At 62.0% G+C, this 14236-nt stretch carries 12 protein-coding genes and 1 pseudogene; 9 read left to right on the forward strand and 4 right to left on the reverse strand.

Translation table 11 applies throughout. From position 1 onward, the window contains the following. Positions 1 to 52 precede the first annotated feature (52 nt). The 4 genes from R4P47_RS23505 to R4P47_RS23520 form a co-directional block, all read right to left on the reverse strand. On the reverse strand, positions 53 to 490 hold the full coding sequence (locus R4P47_RS23505) for an ATP-binding protein (RefSeq protein WP_317785911.1): 438 nt from the start codon (positions 488 to 490) through the stop codon (positions 53 to 55). After that, entirely contained in the window at positions 490 to 1242 is a 753-nt protein-coding gene (locus R4P47_RS23510; RefSeq protein WP_317785912.1) for a Mu transposase domain-containing protein, read from the reverse strand. The genes R4P47_RS23505 and R4P47_RS23510 overlap by 1 nt, the downstream gene beginning before the upstream one ends. A gap of 328 nt (positions 1243 to 1570) precedes the next feature. Further along, a complete protein-coding gene (locus tag R4P47_RS23515) occupies positions 1571 to 2224 on the reverse strand; it encodes a TetR/AcrR family transcriptional regulator (RefSeq protein ID WP_317785913.1) in 654 nt (217 codons plus the stop codon). Between the two features lie 106 nt (positions 2225 to 2330). Next, positions 2331 to 3965: an AMP-binding protein gene (locus R4P47_RS23520; RefSeq protein WP_317785914.1), complete on the reverse strand. Its 1635-nt coding sequence runs from the start codon at positions 3963 to 3965 to the stop codon at positions 2331 to 2333. Positions 3966 to 4523: 558 nt separating this feature from the next. Between R4P47_RS23520 and R4P47_RS23525 the strand changes: the two genes are divergently transcribed. From R4P47_RS23525 to R4P47_RS23565, 9 genes and pseudogenes are all read left to right on the forward strand, one after another. Continuing rightward, positions 4524 to 6356 carry an NAD(P)/FAD-dependent oxidoreductase gene (locus R4P47_RS23525; protein ID WP_317785915.1) on the forward strand — a complete coding sequence of 611 codons (1833 nt, stop codon included), beginning with the start codon at positions 4524 to 4526 and terminating at the stop codon, positions 6354 to 6356. 10 nt (positions 6357 to 6366) lie between these two features. After that, complete coding sequence (locus tag R4P47_RS23530) at positions 6367 to 7347, forward strand: alpha/beta hydrolase (RefSeq protein ID WP_317785916.1); 981 nt, start codon at positions 6367 to 6369, stop codon at positions 7345 to 7347. A gap of 20 nt (positions 7348 to 7367) precedes the next feature. Continuing rightward, complete coding sequence (locus tag R4P47_RS23535) at positions 7368 to 8414, forward strand: zinc-binding dehydrogenase (protein WP_317785917.1); 1047 nt, start codon at positions 7368 to 7370, stop codon at positions 8412 to 8414. 77 nt (positions 8415 to 8491) lie between these two features. Continuing rightward, a complete protein-coding gene (locus R4P47_RS23540) occupies positions 8492 to 9358 on the forward strand; it encodes a zinc-binding dehydrogenase (protein ID WP_317785918.1) in 867 nt (288 codons plus the stop codon). Between the two features lie 216 nt (positions 9359 to 9574). Beyond that, positions 9575 to 9896: pseudogene (locus R4P47_RS23545) on the forward strand (DUF4158 domain-containing protein); the annotation flags it as partial. A gap of 128 nt (positions 9897 to 10024) precedes the next feature. Beyond that, positions 10025 to 11095, forward strand: a complete 1071-nt coding sequence (locus R4P47_RS23550) for a hypothetical protein (RefSeq protein WP_317785919.1) — start codon at positions 10025 to 10027, stop codon at positions 11093 to 11095. A gap of 268 nt (positions 11096 to 11363) precedes the next feature. Then, complete coding sequence (locus R4P47_RS23555) at positions 11364 to 12737, forward strand: Mu transposase domain-containing protein (protein WP_317785920.1); 1374 nt, start codon at positions 11364 to 11366, stop codon at positions 12735 to 12737. Further along, positions 12734 to 13588, forward strand: coding sequence for an IS21-like element helper ATPase IstB (gene istB, locus R4P47_RS23560; protein WP_317785921.1), 855 nt, complete (start codon positions 12734 to 12736; stop codon positions 13586 to 13588). The genes R4P47_RS23555 and istB overlap by 4 nt, the downstream gene beginning before the upstream one ends. A 199-nt stretch (positions 13589 to 13787) precedes the next feature. After that, positions 13788 to 13940, forward strand: a complete 153-nt coding sequence (locus R4P47_RS23565) for a hypothetical protein (protein WP_317785922.1) — start codon at positions 13788 to 13790, stop codon at positions 13938 to 13940. Positions 13941 to 14236: the final 296 nt, after the last annotated feature.

The raw sequence follows: 14236 nt of genomic DNA on the forward strand, positions 1-14236 counted from the left end.
GAGTTACGACAGGACTCGCCGAGCACCTACATATGAGGTTGTACGGGGACCATCACGTGAGGGTGTACACCGATACCCGGTGCCCGGCATGCGCGGCGGCGACACCGAGTGCGGTCGCGAGGTGCGTTTTGCCGGTGCCGGGCGGGCCGAGTAGCACCACGTTGCGGGCTTCGGCGAGCCACCCACCACCTTCGAGTCGGGCGATCTGCCCTCGGTCGACACCGGGCTGTGCGGTGAAGTCGAAGTCGGTGACGGTCTTGATCGCCGGGAACCCGGCACCCTTGATCCGCAACCGGGCACCGGACTCGGCGCGGGCGTTGGACTCCGCGGCGAGGACCGCAGCGAGGTAGTCCTCGAGCGACCACCCGGCGCTGCGGGCGTGTTCGGCGAGGCGGTGGTTCTCGGCGGTGATCCGCGGCGCTTTCAACGCCCGCGCGTGGTGGGCGATGAGCTTGTCCGCCTCCGACGGCGCCGTTGTGCGGGCGGCCATCACGCGACCTCTCCGGTGCCGAAGACGGTGTCGTAGGCCGACAGGTCCGCGACCTCCACCTCGACCGGTGTCGACGGCGAGGCGTCGCGATGTGTCGAGTTGCACTGCGCTCGTAGCATTTTGGCTTGACCGACATGGACGGGGTCGGTGATCAGTGCGCTTGTGCCCCACACTCGTGGGTGATCGGCCATGAGGCGGTGATCGCAGAACGCCTGCACCCGGACGAGGGTGGATCTCACCGTGATCATCCGACCGATCGCATCGGGGTGCACCGAGTACGACGAGCCACCGACTCCGACGTAGTAGTCCCGGCCCAACCGAGTGGTAATCGTGGTGCCCACCGCCGGCGGCATCGGCGGCAGCGGTGCCATCGCCGCCCGATCCGCGGCGAGCGCATCGACCGGCCGCCGGCGGGTCACTCGATGCTCACGCGCGTTTGCGATCGACAACCATGCCGCGAGCTGGGTGTTGAAGTCCGCCGGTGAAGTGAACGATCGACCCGGCAGGAACGAGGTCCGCAGGTATCCGTTGGCGCGCTCGACGACACCCTTCGTTTCCGGGTCGTAGGGCGGGGCCTGGATCAGCTTCACCGCCAGGGTGCCGCAGAACCCGGGAACACCCTGCGAGAGTTTCCCGCACGCCTTCGCCACGGTGTTCCGTGATAACCCCAGGTCGCGGGCGATCTGCGCCTGTGCCATTCCCTCCGAGCCGTGCAACCGACGAATCAACGCCCAGTCCTCCACAGTGATCACTCCTCAATAGTCGAGATGAGTGCTCACTTTTCGACCGGATTACATGCTCAGATTTCGACCGGAGCTGACACGTCTACCGCTTCTATCGCTGACCAGACCTTTGTGGACCCTGGTCGGTTGTTTCCGAAGTAGTATCCGATCGAAATCTTTGTGCTTCGTTCGTAGTCAAGTGACGCACCGAGGTGCCGTGGATCCGACCGGAAGGTTGGCGAGCCCCCTGAGGGCCAACTTTCCGGTCGGCCGGTCCAGCCGCATACGGCTCACCGAACTCGCAATTGTCCGAGCCGTCAGTGGCTCGGGGGAACCAGGCCTCTGATTTCGGAAATGGCTAGGAAGCGGAAGCGGAGGCTGTGGTGATCCGCAACGTCATGCACCATATGTCTGCAAGCAAGTCCAAAGTTTCTGCGCGTTCACTCGGGGACGTATCGGGCTGCCAATACTGGGTTATGACGCTGTTGAGTTGCAGAACGAGCATCTCGATGAGCAACACCGCCCGATGACGTTCCGGCCCTTCATGTAGCGACGCCTCATACTGCGTGAGCGAATGACCGATACGGTCGTAAACCGCACTCTGTGAGTTTCGCAGGGTGCTCTCGATGGCAAGAGCCTCGTTCCATGCGGAGACGAATTCCGCATGGTCGAGCCACCACTGTGTGGCGTCTATCAGCCAGTTGTGGATCGAACGACGTGTTCCGGTGATCAATGCTGTGTCTAGTGTTTTCCAATGATCGAACGCAGACCGTGCAAGGAGATGATCGGCGGCGGCGAGAAAAATCTCCGGTTTGCCCGAGAAATGTAAGTAAAAGGTCGCACGGTTGACATCGGCGGCGTTGGTGATGTCGCGAATAGTAGCGGCAGAGTAGCCGCATCGGGTGAATACGTCGTAACTTGCCGCAACTAAACGTTCGCGAGTCAGCCGCTTCTGGTCGTCCCGCATGGACGTCCGCCGACCAGGGGGAGGTTGGATCGAGTCCGTCGTCATTCTCATAGGATACGAGTTCCGGTTATCGTCCAACGAGAGCCCGCCCTGGACGGGGACCGAGTACGGGTACGTCTGTGTGAGGTGGATATCCGATCTCACGGGAAGTTCATTTCGTGGCAGCTTCGTACCCGTTGGCAAACAGGGTTTGAGCAACCTCACGCATCTTCACTTTGCGGACCTTACCTGTCACGGTCATCGGGAAGTCGTCGACGACATGTACATATTTCGGAATCTTGTGTCGGGCGATCTTGCCGGACGCAAACGTCTTGAGATCGTCAGATGTGAAGGTAAGTGCTTCGTCGCGGAGGCGAACCCATGCCATGAGTTCCTCGCCGTATTTGGCGTCAGGGACCCCGATGACCTGGGCGTCGAGGATGTCCGGGTGAGTATAGAGAAACTCTTCGATCTCACGAGGGTAGATGTTCTCACCGCCGCGGATGACCATATCTTTTATACGTCCGGTGATTTCGACGTACCCGGCGTCGTCCATGACGGCCAGATCTCCCGTGTGCATCCATCGGTCACTGTCGATGGCTTCGGCTGTCTTGTCGGGCTCATTCCAGTAACCGATCATCACGCTGTAGCCACGGGTGCAGAACTCACCGGTCTGTCCTCGCGGCACGATCTCGCCGGTGTCTGGGTCGACAATTTTGATTTCGAGGTTAGGCCCCACCTGCCCCACGGTGCTCACGCGCTGTTCGAACGTGTCGTCGATCCTGGTCTGGGTTGACACCGGTGAGGTCTCCGTCATGCCGTAACAGATCGATACTTCGGCCATGTTCATCGTGTTTATGACCCGCCGCATGACTTCGGCCGGGCAGGGCGAGCCTGCCATGATCCCTGTTCGCAGACTGCTGAGATTGTAGGAATCAAAGTCAGGCAAGGCAAGTTCGGCGATGAACATGGTCGGCACGCCATAGAGACTTGTGCACTTTTCCTCGACGACGGTTTCCAGCGTTTTGGCAGGGTCGAATCCGTCGGCCGGTATTACCATCGTCGCTCCGTGGGTGGTCGCTGCAAGATTGCCCATCACCATGCCGAAGCAGTGATAGAAGGGTACCGGAATGCAGATTCGGTCGGCTTCGGTGTATTGGAGTAGCTCACCGACGAAGTAGCCGTTGTTGAGGATGTTTCGATGCGAGAGAGTGGCACCTTTGGGGTTGCCGGTTGTCCCGGAGGTGTACTGGATGTTGATCGGATCGTCGGTCGACAAGACCGAGGTCTTCACCGCGATCTTGTCCAGTTCCTCTGGGGTCGGCTCGACGAACATGTCGTCCCATTCGGGTGATCCCAGTAAGACGATTGTTTCCAAGTGGCTGCAGTTCGGTTTGGCTGCGGTGAGCATCGCCGCGTAGTCGGCGCCCTTGTGCTCCGGTGCGGCGATCATCCAGCGAATGTCTGACTGATTGAGTGCGAATTCCAGCTCATTCTGACGGTATGCAGGGTTGATATTGACCAGAACCAAGCCGAGTTCGGCGGTTGCGTACTGTGTCAACGTCCATTCGGCCCGGTTCGGTGACCACAGGCCGACCCGATCGCCGCGCGTCAAACCGCGGCGATCGAACGATGCTGCGAGGGTCTGGACGTGATGTCGGAATTCTCGGTAGGTCCAGCGCCGTCCTGTGGACCGTTCCACGAGCGCCTCATTGTCTGGAAAAGCCTCCGCCGTCTGCTGCAACGATTGCGGAATCGTGAGGTCCAGGAGGGGTGCGTTGTCTCCTTGGGAATAGGACAGGGCCATGGTCGTGAGCTCCTAGTTGATCATCGAGGAATTGGTTGGTCGCGGCACGGTTGAGGACTACATGAGGCCGACCGGTTTTATCTTCAGACATCGCATTCAGCTACAGCTCGGTGAGGACATCATCAGCTCGCCGAGGGGGCGAAACGCCGGTTCGGAAATCGCTTGCGTGTGGAACGCTGTGGCGTAAAGCACAATTTTCACTGTACGATCTCACTCGACAGCATGTCGCGTCAATAGCCGCAAAGCGCCGGAAGTGACTCCTTCCGGCTCGCCGGATAAACCGACCGGGGTGGGCGGGCCGTGAAGGACCGACCAGCACTCACTGCAGGACATCGACACCTCTATGGACCACGCGTTCCGAACTGCGCGACTACGTACGATGTCAATCAACATTGTGATGCTTGACACGATACCGTGTCGAGTGAGATGTTAGTTATACGCAGATCGTGTTGCGGATCACATACTCACCCTTCCTTGGTCGTCACCGAGAAACTCATGAATGCGAATCGGTTGATCCAGGCACCCGTCCATCCCCCATCAGCAAAAGGACCATCGATCATGACCGTCAGGCTCCCCGTGTCAGGTACACCCGTTCGCGTCGACTTCGACCCCGACCGAACCCGCCAGCGTTTTGCAGAGGAGCGCGACAGGCGACTCAAGCGCGAGACGTTGGGTCAGTTTCAGGGGCTGTCCGATGTGTTGGAGGTCGAGGATGTCGACCGATACGCTGAGCCCTTCGTTCGTGACGCCGTGGTCGAGGATGTCGAGGTCGCGATTCTCGGAGGAGGGTTCGGCGGCTTGTGTGCCGGCGCCTATCTGACCAAGCAGGGCATTTCAGATTTCCGGATCGTCGAGCAAGGCGGCGACTTCGGCGGGACCTGGTATTGGAACCGATACCCAGGTGTGCAGTGTGATGTCGAATCGCACATCTACATACCACTGTTGGAAGAGACCGGGTATATCCCTTCCAAGAGGTACGCAGACGGCGACGAGATCTTGGATCACGCGCGTCGAATAGGCGAGCATTTCAACTTGTACCGTGCAGCGTTGTTTCAGACTCTGGTGACCTCGACAGTCTGGCTGCCCATCAAGCAGCGATGGGAAGTCCGAACCAACCGGGGCGATGTCATGCGGGCACGGTTTGTAGTCCGTTGTAACGGGGTTATCAACAAGCCCCAGGTTCCGCGGATTCCGGGGATCAATGATTTCACAGGAAAGATCTTCCATACGAGCCGGTGGGACTACGACTACACCGGCGGCAATCAACACGGCAACTTGGATAAGTTACGAGACAAACGTGTCGCGATTGTTGGCACCGGGGCGAGTGGGGTGCAGGCGGTCTCCTACGTGGCGGCGAGTGCCAAGGAATTGCTGGTAGTGCAGCGGACCCCGAGTACGGTCGGTGCGCGAGACAATCGCGCTACCGACCCCGACTGGGCCGCAAGCCTCGAGCCGGGCTGGCAGTCCGCGCGTCACCGTAATTTCAACGGTCTGGTCAATGGCCATGACCTGGATGAAGACCTGGTCAGTGACAATTGGACTAGAGTTTTTCCCTATCTCAACGGCCATGCGCTGATCGATGTGGATCCGTCTTCGCTGCCAGTCGAGGATCAGATGGCGTTAGCTGAGATCGCAGATATGCAGCTGACTCTCGATATCCACAAACGAATCGATGAGATCGTCGAGGACGAGACTACAGCTGCTGCGCTCAAGCCTTGGTACGGCTACCTCTGCAAGAGGCCCGGGTTCAACGACGGGTACTACCCTGCATTCAATCGCCCCTCGGTGAACCTCATCTCCGCTCCGACTGGTGTCGATGCGCTCACAGAGACCGGAATCGTCGTCGCGGGCAAGACATATGACGTCGATCTCGTTATTTTCGCCACCGGATTCGAGACCGGAAGTTCATCCCCATCGCGCTACGGCTATGACGTGACCGGACGCAACGGTCAGCTGCTGAGTGACTACTTCTCCGATGGAACGAAGACACTTCACGGGCTGGTCACTCATGGCTTCCCCAACTTTTTTGAATTGGGGTTGAGCCAGAACGCTTACCTGGTCAATTTCGCGTACATGCTCGACCGGAAGGCGCATCATGTCGCGCGCATCATCAATCACGCAGTACGCCACGAAATCAACTCGATCGAGCCTGATCTCGAGGCGCAAAACGCGTGGGTCTCGAAGGTCCAGCAGGCCGCCGAGGGATACCTCCAGTATTCCTCAACCTGCACTCCCGGCTACTACAACGGTCAGGGCGACGTTTCGCACGCGTTCTTCCAAGACGCCTACCGCATCAGCGAAGTTGATTTCTGGGATCAGATGGACACCTGGTGGGACGCCGGAACATTCGAGGGCCTGACCCTGCACACTCTCGTGCCCGCCAATCAATAGGAGAACAAGAATGCCCTCCAACGAGATCACCTCACCGCTCGACCCCGATGCGCAGGCTGTCGCCGACCAGCTCGCCGCAGTCCTACCCGCTGGACTGTCAGGTTTGGGCGTCGACGGTGTCCGAGCATTCGGTGCACAGACGAACACACAGACACCCCCGGCCGCCGAGGTCCACCAGGTGAGCGAGCACCAAGCACCGGGACCGCACGGCGACGTGCGAGTGCGGCTGTACCGACCCGAATCCGACGCCCCTGTCCCTGTCCTGCTCTACCTCCATGGTGGTGGCTGGACGATGGGTTCCATCGACGGTGGCGTCGACTACTTCGTACGTGACATCGTGCGAACGATCGGAATCGCCGTGGCATCCGTCGACTACCGTCTGGCGCCGGAACACAAATTCCCGATCCCGGTCGAGGACAGCCAGGCGGCTTTGGCCTGGCTCCGCGACAATGCCTCGGACCTGGGCCTGGACTTGTCACGCATCGCGATCGGCGGCGACAGCGCTGGAGCGAACATCTCGGCAGCTATTACGCATCTCGACCGAGGCAACGCCACACCTCTGGCCGCCCAGGTACTGCTGTTCCCCGCGACCGAATACGCAATCTACCGCCCATCGTGGATGGAGAACGCCAACGCACCCCTTCTGACCACCGCTGACACAATCTGGTTCTGGGGACAGTACCTCCGTACGGAGGACGACCGCACCGATCCCCGAGCCACCCCGGCAAATGCCGACTCCTTCGCCGACCTTCCACCGGCGCTCGTGGTCGTGGCCGGACACGACCCGCTCCGCGACGACGGCCTCCACTACGCAGGCCTCCTCGATAGCGCCGGAACTCCCATCGAGATCGCCCGATTCGAGGGGTCGTTTCACGACTTCATCGTCATGCCCGCCCTGGCTGCATATTCACGTGGCCTCGACACGATCACTGTGTTCCTTGACAAGGTGTTGACCCCCGCCGCACCGATGTCAACGGAGACAGCTTCATGAGTGGGACCATGCGAGGCGCTGTGCTCGATTACGACACGCACACCGTAAAGGTGCAGGACGTTCCGATCCCGCAGCCCGGCCCAGGCGAGGTCCGGATCACGGTGAAGGCTGCCGGAGTCTGCCTGTCCGACGTTCACCTTGCCACCGGCCAGATCAAACCGATCTTCCGTTCCAAGCGAACCGTGATCCTCGGTCACGAAGTCTCCGGGGTGGTCGACAAGCTGGGCTCCGAGGTCGAGGGTTGGGCGCCCGGTGACCGTGTCACGCTCTTCCCGATCACCGACAAACTCGACGGCCCTCGCACGCAAGGCGTCGACTACGACGGCGGGTGGGCGGAGTACATCGTTGTGCCGGCCGCCAACCTGATCGCGCTTCCCGACTCCGTTCCCTTCGACCAGGGCGCGATCCTTCCAGATGCCGTTTCGACGCCGTGGGGCGCGATCGTTTCGACCGCCGCGTCCCGACCTGGCCAGTCCGCCGGTGTGTGGGGCTTGGGCGGACTCGGCATCCACGCCGTCCAGATCCTGCTCGCGATCGGCGCCGCACCCATCGTCGCTGTCGACCCATTGCCAGTTGCTCGGGAACGGGCGCTCGCGGTCGGCGCCGACATTGCACTCGACTCCACAGCTCCGGACTTCGTCGACCAGCTGACGAAGGCGACCGGAGGTCGCGGCCTTGACCATGCCTTCGATTTCGCCGGCGTGCGCGTGGTGCAGGAGCAGGCACTGTCGGTACTCAGCGCGGGTGGCCAGCTGACCTTGGTCGGAATCAGCGGTCAGCCGTTCACGGTGACCGACCCTCAACGGCTGATCGTCTATAAACAGCAGGTAAAGGGACACTTTGGGTCGGTGATCGAGGAGCAGAGGAGCCTCGTGCGCCTCACTGCGCTCGGGCGTCTCGATCTCAGCGGCTCGATCAGCCGTACGCTCCCCCCTCGAGCAAGCCCCCCAAGCGCTTCACCAGCTCGAGCACAAGGAGGGCGACCCGATCCGGATCATTCTCGACCCCACCCTCACATGACGCAGCGCCACTCACATATTCACCGAACGAAACGGAGTACGTCATGAAGGCATGGTTGTTTACCGAGGTCAACACACCACTCGAACTGGTCGAGCTGCCCGATCCGATCGCAGGACCTGGGCAGGTGGTCGTCGATGTGAAGGGCGCGGGTCTATGTCACTCCGATGTCGGAATCATCGAGGGGCCCGGACTGCCGTGGATCGCCAAACGCCCCATCGTCCTCGGTCACGAGGTCGGCGGCATCATCACCGAGCTCGGGGAGGGTGTGACCGGCCATTCGATCGGCGACCGTGTGACGATCGGTTACCTGAAACCGCCACCATGGGGTCCGGGTCTGGGCCGAGATGGCGGGTACGCAGAGAAAACCGTCATTTACGACGACGAGATCATCGGCGTGCCGGACAATGTCTCCTTGGTCCAAGCCGCAGTCGCCTCGGACTCCGCCGCAACCTCATACCATGCTGTGCATACTGTCGGCGGGGTCACCAAGGACTCTGTCGTCGGAATCATCGGCCTAGGCGGACTCGGCCTGGCCGGCGCCCGCTTCGCGGCGCTGACAGGGGCGGCGGTATACGGGGTGGACACCAACGAAGACGTCTTCGCGGAGGCAAAGCGCCTGGGTGTCGCCCAAACCTACACTGACGCTGCCGATCTGGTTGAGCACTCGCCCGACGTCGTTGTCGACTTCGCCGGATTCGAAACCACAACCAGTGCTGCGCTGCATGCGGTACGACAAGGCGGTGTCGTGGTCCAGGTAGGCCTGGGCAGCATAGAATCGACGATTTCGAAACAGGACCTGGTTCTCAAACAGGTTCGGCTGGAAGGCTCTTTGGGGAGCTCCCAAGGAGACCTCAAAGCCGTCCTCGACTTGATCTCGACTGGCGTTTTCACTCCGAAGATCGAGCAGATCGGCTTCGACGAGATAGGAGAGGGCATCAGCAGACTGCAGAAGGGCGGCCTGACCGGCCGACTGGCTGCCGCGCTCGACTAGGGGCACAACCAGATCCGTTCCCTCTGAAGGGTAACCGACTTGGCTGCACGCGATATCGGCAGCAGCGGAGAATGCTGCGATGTAGGGGTCGCGGTAGTAATGGGCGAAGAAACAACGGATATGGAGTAAACCCTGGTCAGGGCTGGTAAACCGTCTCGGGCTGCAGCGTGAGCTGTTTGATGCGTGGCTGTCGACATCCTGTGAGCGGGGGATTTCGTGGCGACGCGTGTGTTCGTGGACGAGGAGTTGGCGCGTCTGCGAGAGTTCCCGGAGATCACTCGCGAAGAGTTGTTTCGGTTCTTCACGCTGACACGCGCTGACATCGCATTCGTCGCCCCTGGCAGGGGGCGCGGTCCGGCAGATCGGCTGGGTGTCGCTGCCGTGGCTGGGGTTCGTGCCGGACAGGGTGGCTTCGGCGCCGCCTGTGGCGGTGGCCCGGCTGGCGGATCAACTCAACATTGATGCTGCGGAGCTTCGTTCATACGGTAGGCGGGCGCAGACACGCACTGAGCACCTGCAATTGGTGGCGCGGTATCTTCCAACTTCGCACTGTCGTCCGAGAGCCATGGGATCCTGTGGGTCCCGTAGCTCTTGGCATCGCTCAGCATCGGCGACTGCCGCGTCACCAGATTTCCGAGGAAACGAGCGACGTCGCCCGTCCGGGCCATGGAGATCTTCGACGGAGCAGCTGACGTCACAACTCGCGTCGCCGAACTGGATCTGTCGGCCCCGGCCGGTACCCTCGCGGAGGTGGCGGCGAGACAGGGGAGCGCGGTGAACAGCTACCGTTACCAGTGGGCACTGTTCGCCGACTGGTGTGCCGCCGCCGACACCTCGCCACTACCCGCGTCGCCGATCACGCTGGTGCAGTTCTTCGCCGAGAACCCTGCTGGCGACATAGTGCAGCTGCGGCGGGTGTCCGCGATCAACCGCGCTCACCTCGACGCCGGCCACCCCGCCCCAGGCCGAGTCACCTCGCTGCGGCTCGCATTGGCCTCTGCGCGCGCCGACCGAACCATCCGACGTGCCGCGCAGTACCAGTCCATAGCTGCCGGACTGCGGACATCCGGATCGACGGCAGCGCTGTTCGGGCGCCGCGACGCAGCACTTCTTCTCTTGGCCGGAACAGGCATGTCCTACAACGCTATTGCAGAACTCGACCGGGGCGACCTCAGCGTCGACGGTGTCAACGTCTGGATCGGCGGCCGCCACCGACTACGGATCGACCCCCACGGGGTCACCGGCTTTCAGCCGGTCGACGTGTGGGAACGGTGGAACACGGTCCTGCAGTTCTCCGACCGCTATCCCTCCACCGCTTTGCTCGTACAACATCTGCAGCGCAACACATTTCCCGACATGACCGCGCTGCCGCACCGCGGCGGTCCGGTGGCGGTCCCGATCGACCGGTGGGGTCATCTACCGCTGCCGGCCGCCCCGATGACCGCTGCCGAGATCGGATCGGTCATCGCCGCGCACCGCACCGGGATCTCACCACTACACACCCCACGACGACGCATCAGCAGATCACGCGCGGACGCCGAACAGGTCGACATCGTCCGCCCCGAGCCCACACCAGCTGAACTCGATTCCGGGTACTACCGCGCGGGTGTCGACGCGCGGCGCCGAGCGCACACCGCCCTGGCCGATGTCCCGGACATGGTCGACGACGTCGAGGACCGCATCGAAGCACTGTTGCAGCGCACCCTCGATCTGCTCGGCGACGAGACGACTCCCTGAGAGATTCGCGTGCCACCGACGCCCACAGGAGCGTCGAGATCCTGAAGGATCTACCTGACATAAAACCGGTTTATCGGTGCTGGGCGTCCGAAGCTGACATACGACTGCGTTATCGGCCGAATCTCTATACTGACGGCGCTCAGTGAAAGTGCCCAGATCTGATCTCTGAAAGTGCTCGCCCGTGTGGCTCCGCCAATGAGGGCGGGCCTCCTCCGATGCTGGTGGTCTCTGACCACACACCAGCGTCCCGAAGGAGACCCGCGATCTCATGCTTACATGGGAAGAGGACATGGAGATATCCGCACTGCACAAACGAGGCATGTCGATCTCGGACATCGCCCGCCACACCGGCCGTAACCGCCGCACCGTCCGCAACTACATCAACGGAACCACCACCCCGGGTGTGCGACGAAAGTCCACGATGGACCCGTTCGAGGACTTCGTCGACTACATCCGCTACCGATTCACCGAGGATCCGCACCTGTGGGCGGTCGCCCTGTTCGACGAACTGTTGGCCTTGGGTTTCGCACTGTCCTATCCGACGATGACCCGCAAGATCCGGCAACAGAAACTACGCCCGATCTGCCTGGCCTGCAGGACCGCAACCGACCGAGCCAACGCCATCATCGACCACCCACCGGGCGAAGAAACTCAATGGGACTACGTCGATCTCCCGAACCCACCCACTGAATGGGGTTGGGGCAGAACAGCACACCTGTGGGTCGGCTCCCTCGCACACTCGGGGAAATGGCGGGCGGTACTGACCCCGTCGATGGATCAACCGCATCTGGTCGACAATCTCGACCGCGTTGTCCGCGCTCTCGGCGGCATCACCCGAGTCTGGCGCTTCGATCGGATGGCCACTGTCTGCTACCCCGCGTCCGGTGCGGTGACCGCCAGCTTCGCCGGCGTCGCGAAGTACTACGGGGTCTCGGTCGCGATCTGCCCACCGCGGCGAGGGAACCGCAAAGGTGTCGTGGAGAAGGCGAATCACACTGCAGCGCAGCGATGGTGGCGGTCGCTACCGGACATGAGCGTCGAGCAGGCCCAAGCGCATCTCGACAACTTCTGCGCCGCCGTCTCCGACAATCGCACCCGCCACACCCCGGACGGGACCAGTACTGTCGCCGACCTCGCAGCGGCCGAACCCCTGCAGACACCGCCGGCCACGGCGTATCCGGTCATCCTCGGCGACACCCGCACGGCGTCAAGGCAAGCATTGGTGTCCTACCGCGGCAACCAGTACTCCGTGCCGCCGGAGTTGGCGTCCGCGCAGGTCACCGTCACCCGCCCGGTCGGTGGTAGTCATCTCGACATTGTCACCGCCTCCGGCATCACTGTCGCCAGGCATGCGGTCGCCGCCGACGGTCTCGGAATGATCGTCCGCGACAGCGGTCATGTCGTCGCCCTCGAACGGGCCGCGATGGCGACCGCGAACACCGGCAAACCGCACCGCCGGAAGGAACGGATACCACCCGGGCCTGATGCACTCAGAGCGGCAGAAGTATTGCGTGGCAGCCATTTTCACAGTACGCACAACTCGACAGGAACAGCTGAAACCGATTCCGCGGCAGCATCATCGGATGTCATCGACCTCTCGGCCTACGAGCGGGCCGCACGGGGAAGGAACACTCTCGCATGAGTGACACACCGAAATCACGGACCACCGCCGATCGACTTCCCGCGCCGAACACCGCGGAAGCAGCGAGCCTTTACCAACGTCTGCGTGGGCATCTCGGGGTCCTCAAACTCGCCGACGCCGCCGAAGCGCTGCCGGCGGTCCTCGACCAGGCCGCGGCGGAGGAACTGTCGATGACAGCAGCGTTGGAGCGGTTGCTCTCGATCGAGGTCGCTGCCACCGAAGCCCGGCGGTTGACCGGCAGGTTGCGGCTCGCGTGTCTGCCGACCCCGGCATCGCTCGAGGACTTCGATTTCGACAACGCCGCCGGGGTCGACAAGAAGCTGATCGATGAGCTCGCGACCTGCAGATATTTGGAGACCGCGACGAATGTGCTGCTCATCGGCCCGCCTGGGGTCGGGAAGACGCATCTGTCGGTCGGGTTGGCGCGGGCTGCAGCGCATGCCGGGTACCGGACGTATTTCACCACCGCCGCCGATCTCGCCGCTCGATGTCATCGGGCTGCGATCGAAGGAAGGTGGGCGACGACGATGCGGTTCTATGCCGGTCCGACACTGTTGGTGATCGACGAACTCGGGTATCTTCCGTTGCCGGGAGAAGCGGCGTCGGCGTTGTTTCAGGTTGTCTCGCAACGGTATATGAAGACATCGATCGTGATCACGAGCAATCGTGGTGTCGGTTCGTGGGGAACGGTTCTCGGTGACGACACCGTCGCAGCAGCAATGCTCGACCGCCTCCTGCATCGATCGGTAGTCCTCGACATGTCCGGTGATTCCTACCGGCTCCGCGACCACAACGCACGATCGGAGACGCTCCGCAAAGCCGTCACCGGGACCCGTCAACCGCTACAGTGATCACCGCTACCGGGTGAGCACTTTCGCTGAGCGAAGTTGAGCACTTTCGATGAGCGCCATCAATACGCCGGTGCCGATGCCCACGCCGCCGAGGCGGGTGATTCGAACGGGAGCTCCCCGGGGGTACGGCGCGAACCGACGGCGGTGTCCCTGAGGTACGGGGTGTCCGCAACAGTCCCGGTGAGAGGGGAATCGTCCGATGATGGATCAGCCGCCGTTGGTGCCGAATGTCAGTGAGGTGCGCTACGCGAAGGAGCAGAAGGCTGTGCGTAAGCGCGCCGATGAGGAGCGTAAACGCAACCTCGCTGCCGAGCAGCGTCGGAAAGCGTTGGAGACCAAGCAGTCCAAGTGACCGCTTGAAACTCCTCTAGGGGTGGGAGCCCGCACCGGGCTCTCACCCCTACCTGTTTCGGTTCCGGAGGCAATTCTGCATGACCAACCCGACCCTCCCCCAAACAGAGTCCCGGCTACATCTCGACGCACCAGATCCGCGTCGAGGTGCGTGCACGCATTCGCCCTGGTCAACGGCCTGACACCGACATTCAAACCGTCCACTGCTCACTTCCAACGAGGTGCGTGCAGAACCCACGTATTCGTGCTGGTCAGACCACACGAAAAACGGGTAGGGTCACCACCAGCACGACTGCC

This window comes from Rhodococcus sp. IEGM 1370 (genome assembly GCF_033142325.1).
Lineage (GTDB): Bacteria > Actinomycetota > Actinomycetes > Mycobacteriales > Mycobacteriaceae > Rhodococcoides.

Excerpts from the sequence above, each read along its gene's own strand:
- R4P47_RS23505 (WP_317785911.1), bottom strand. The coding sequence starts at position 490 with ATGGCCGCCCGCACAACGGCGCCGTCGGAGGCGGACAAGCTCATCGCC.
- R4P47_RS23515 (WP_317785913.1), bottom strand. The coding sequence starts at position 2,224 with ATGACGACGGACTCGATCCAACCTCCCCCTGGTCGGCGGACGTCCATG.
- R4P47_RS23520 (WP_317785914.1), bottom strand. The coding sequence starts at position 3,965 with ATGGCCCTGTCCTATTCCCAAGGAGACAACGCACCCCTCCTGGACCTC.
- R4P47_RS23525 (WP_317785915.1), top strand. The coding sequence starts at position 4,524 with ATGACCGTCAGGCTCCCCGTGTCAGGTACACCCGTTCGCGTCGACTTC.
- R4P47_RS23530 (WP_317785916.1), top strand. The coding sequence starts at position 6,367 with ATGCCCTCCAACGAGATCACCTCACCGCTCGACCCCGATGCGCAGGCT.
- R4P47_RS23550 (WP_317785919.1), top strand. The coding sequence starts at position 10,025 with ATGGAGATCTTCGACGGAGCAGCTGACGTCACAACTCGCGTCGCCGAA.
- R4P47_RS23555 (WP_317785920.1), top strand. The coding sequence starts at position 11,364 with ATGCTTACATGGGAAGAGGACATGGAGATATCCGCACTGCACAAACGA.
- istB (WP_317785921.1), top strand. The coding sequence starts at position 12,734 with ATGAGTGACACACCGAAATCACGGACCACCGCCGATCGACTTCCCGCG.
- R4P47_RS23565 (WP_317785922.1), top strand. The coding sequence starts at position 13,788 with ATGATGGATCAGCCGCCGTTGGTGCCGAATGTCAGTGAGGTGCGCTAC.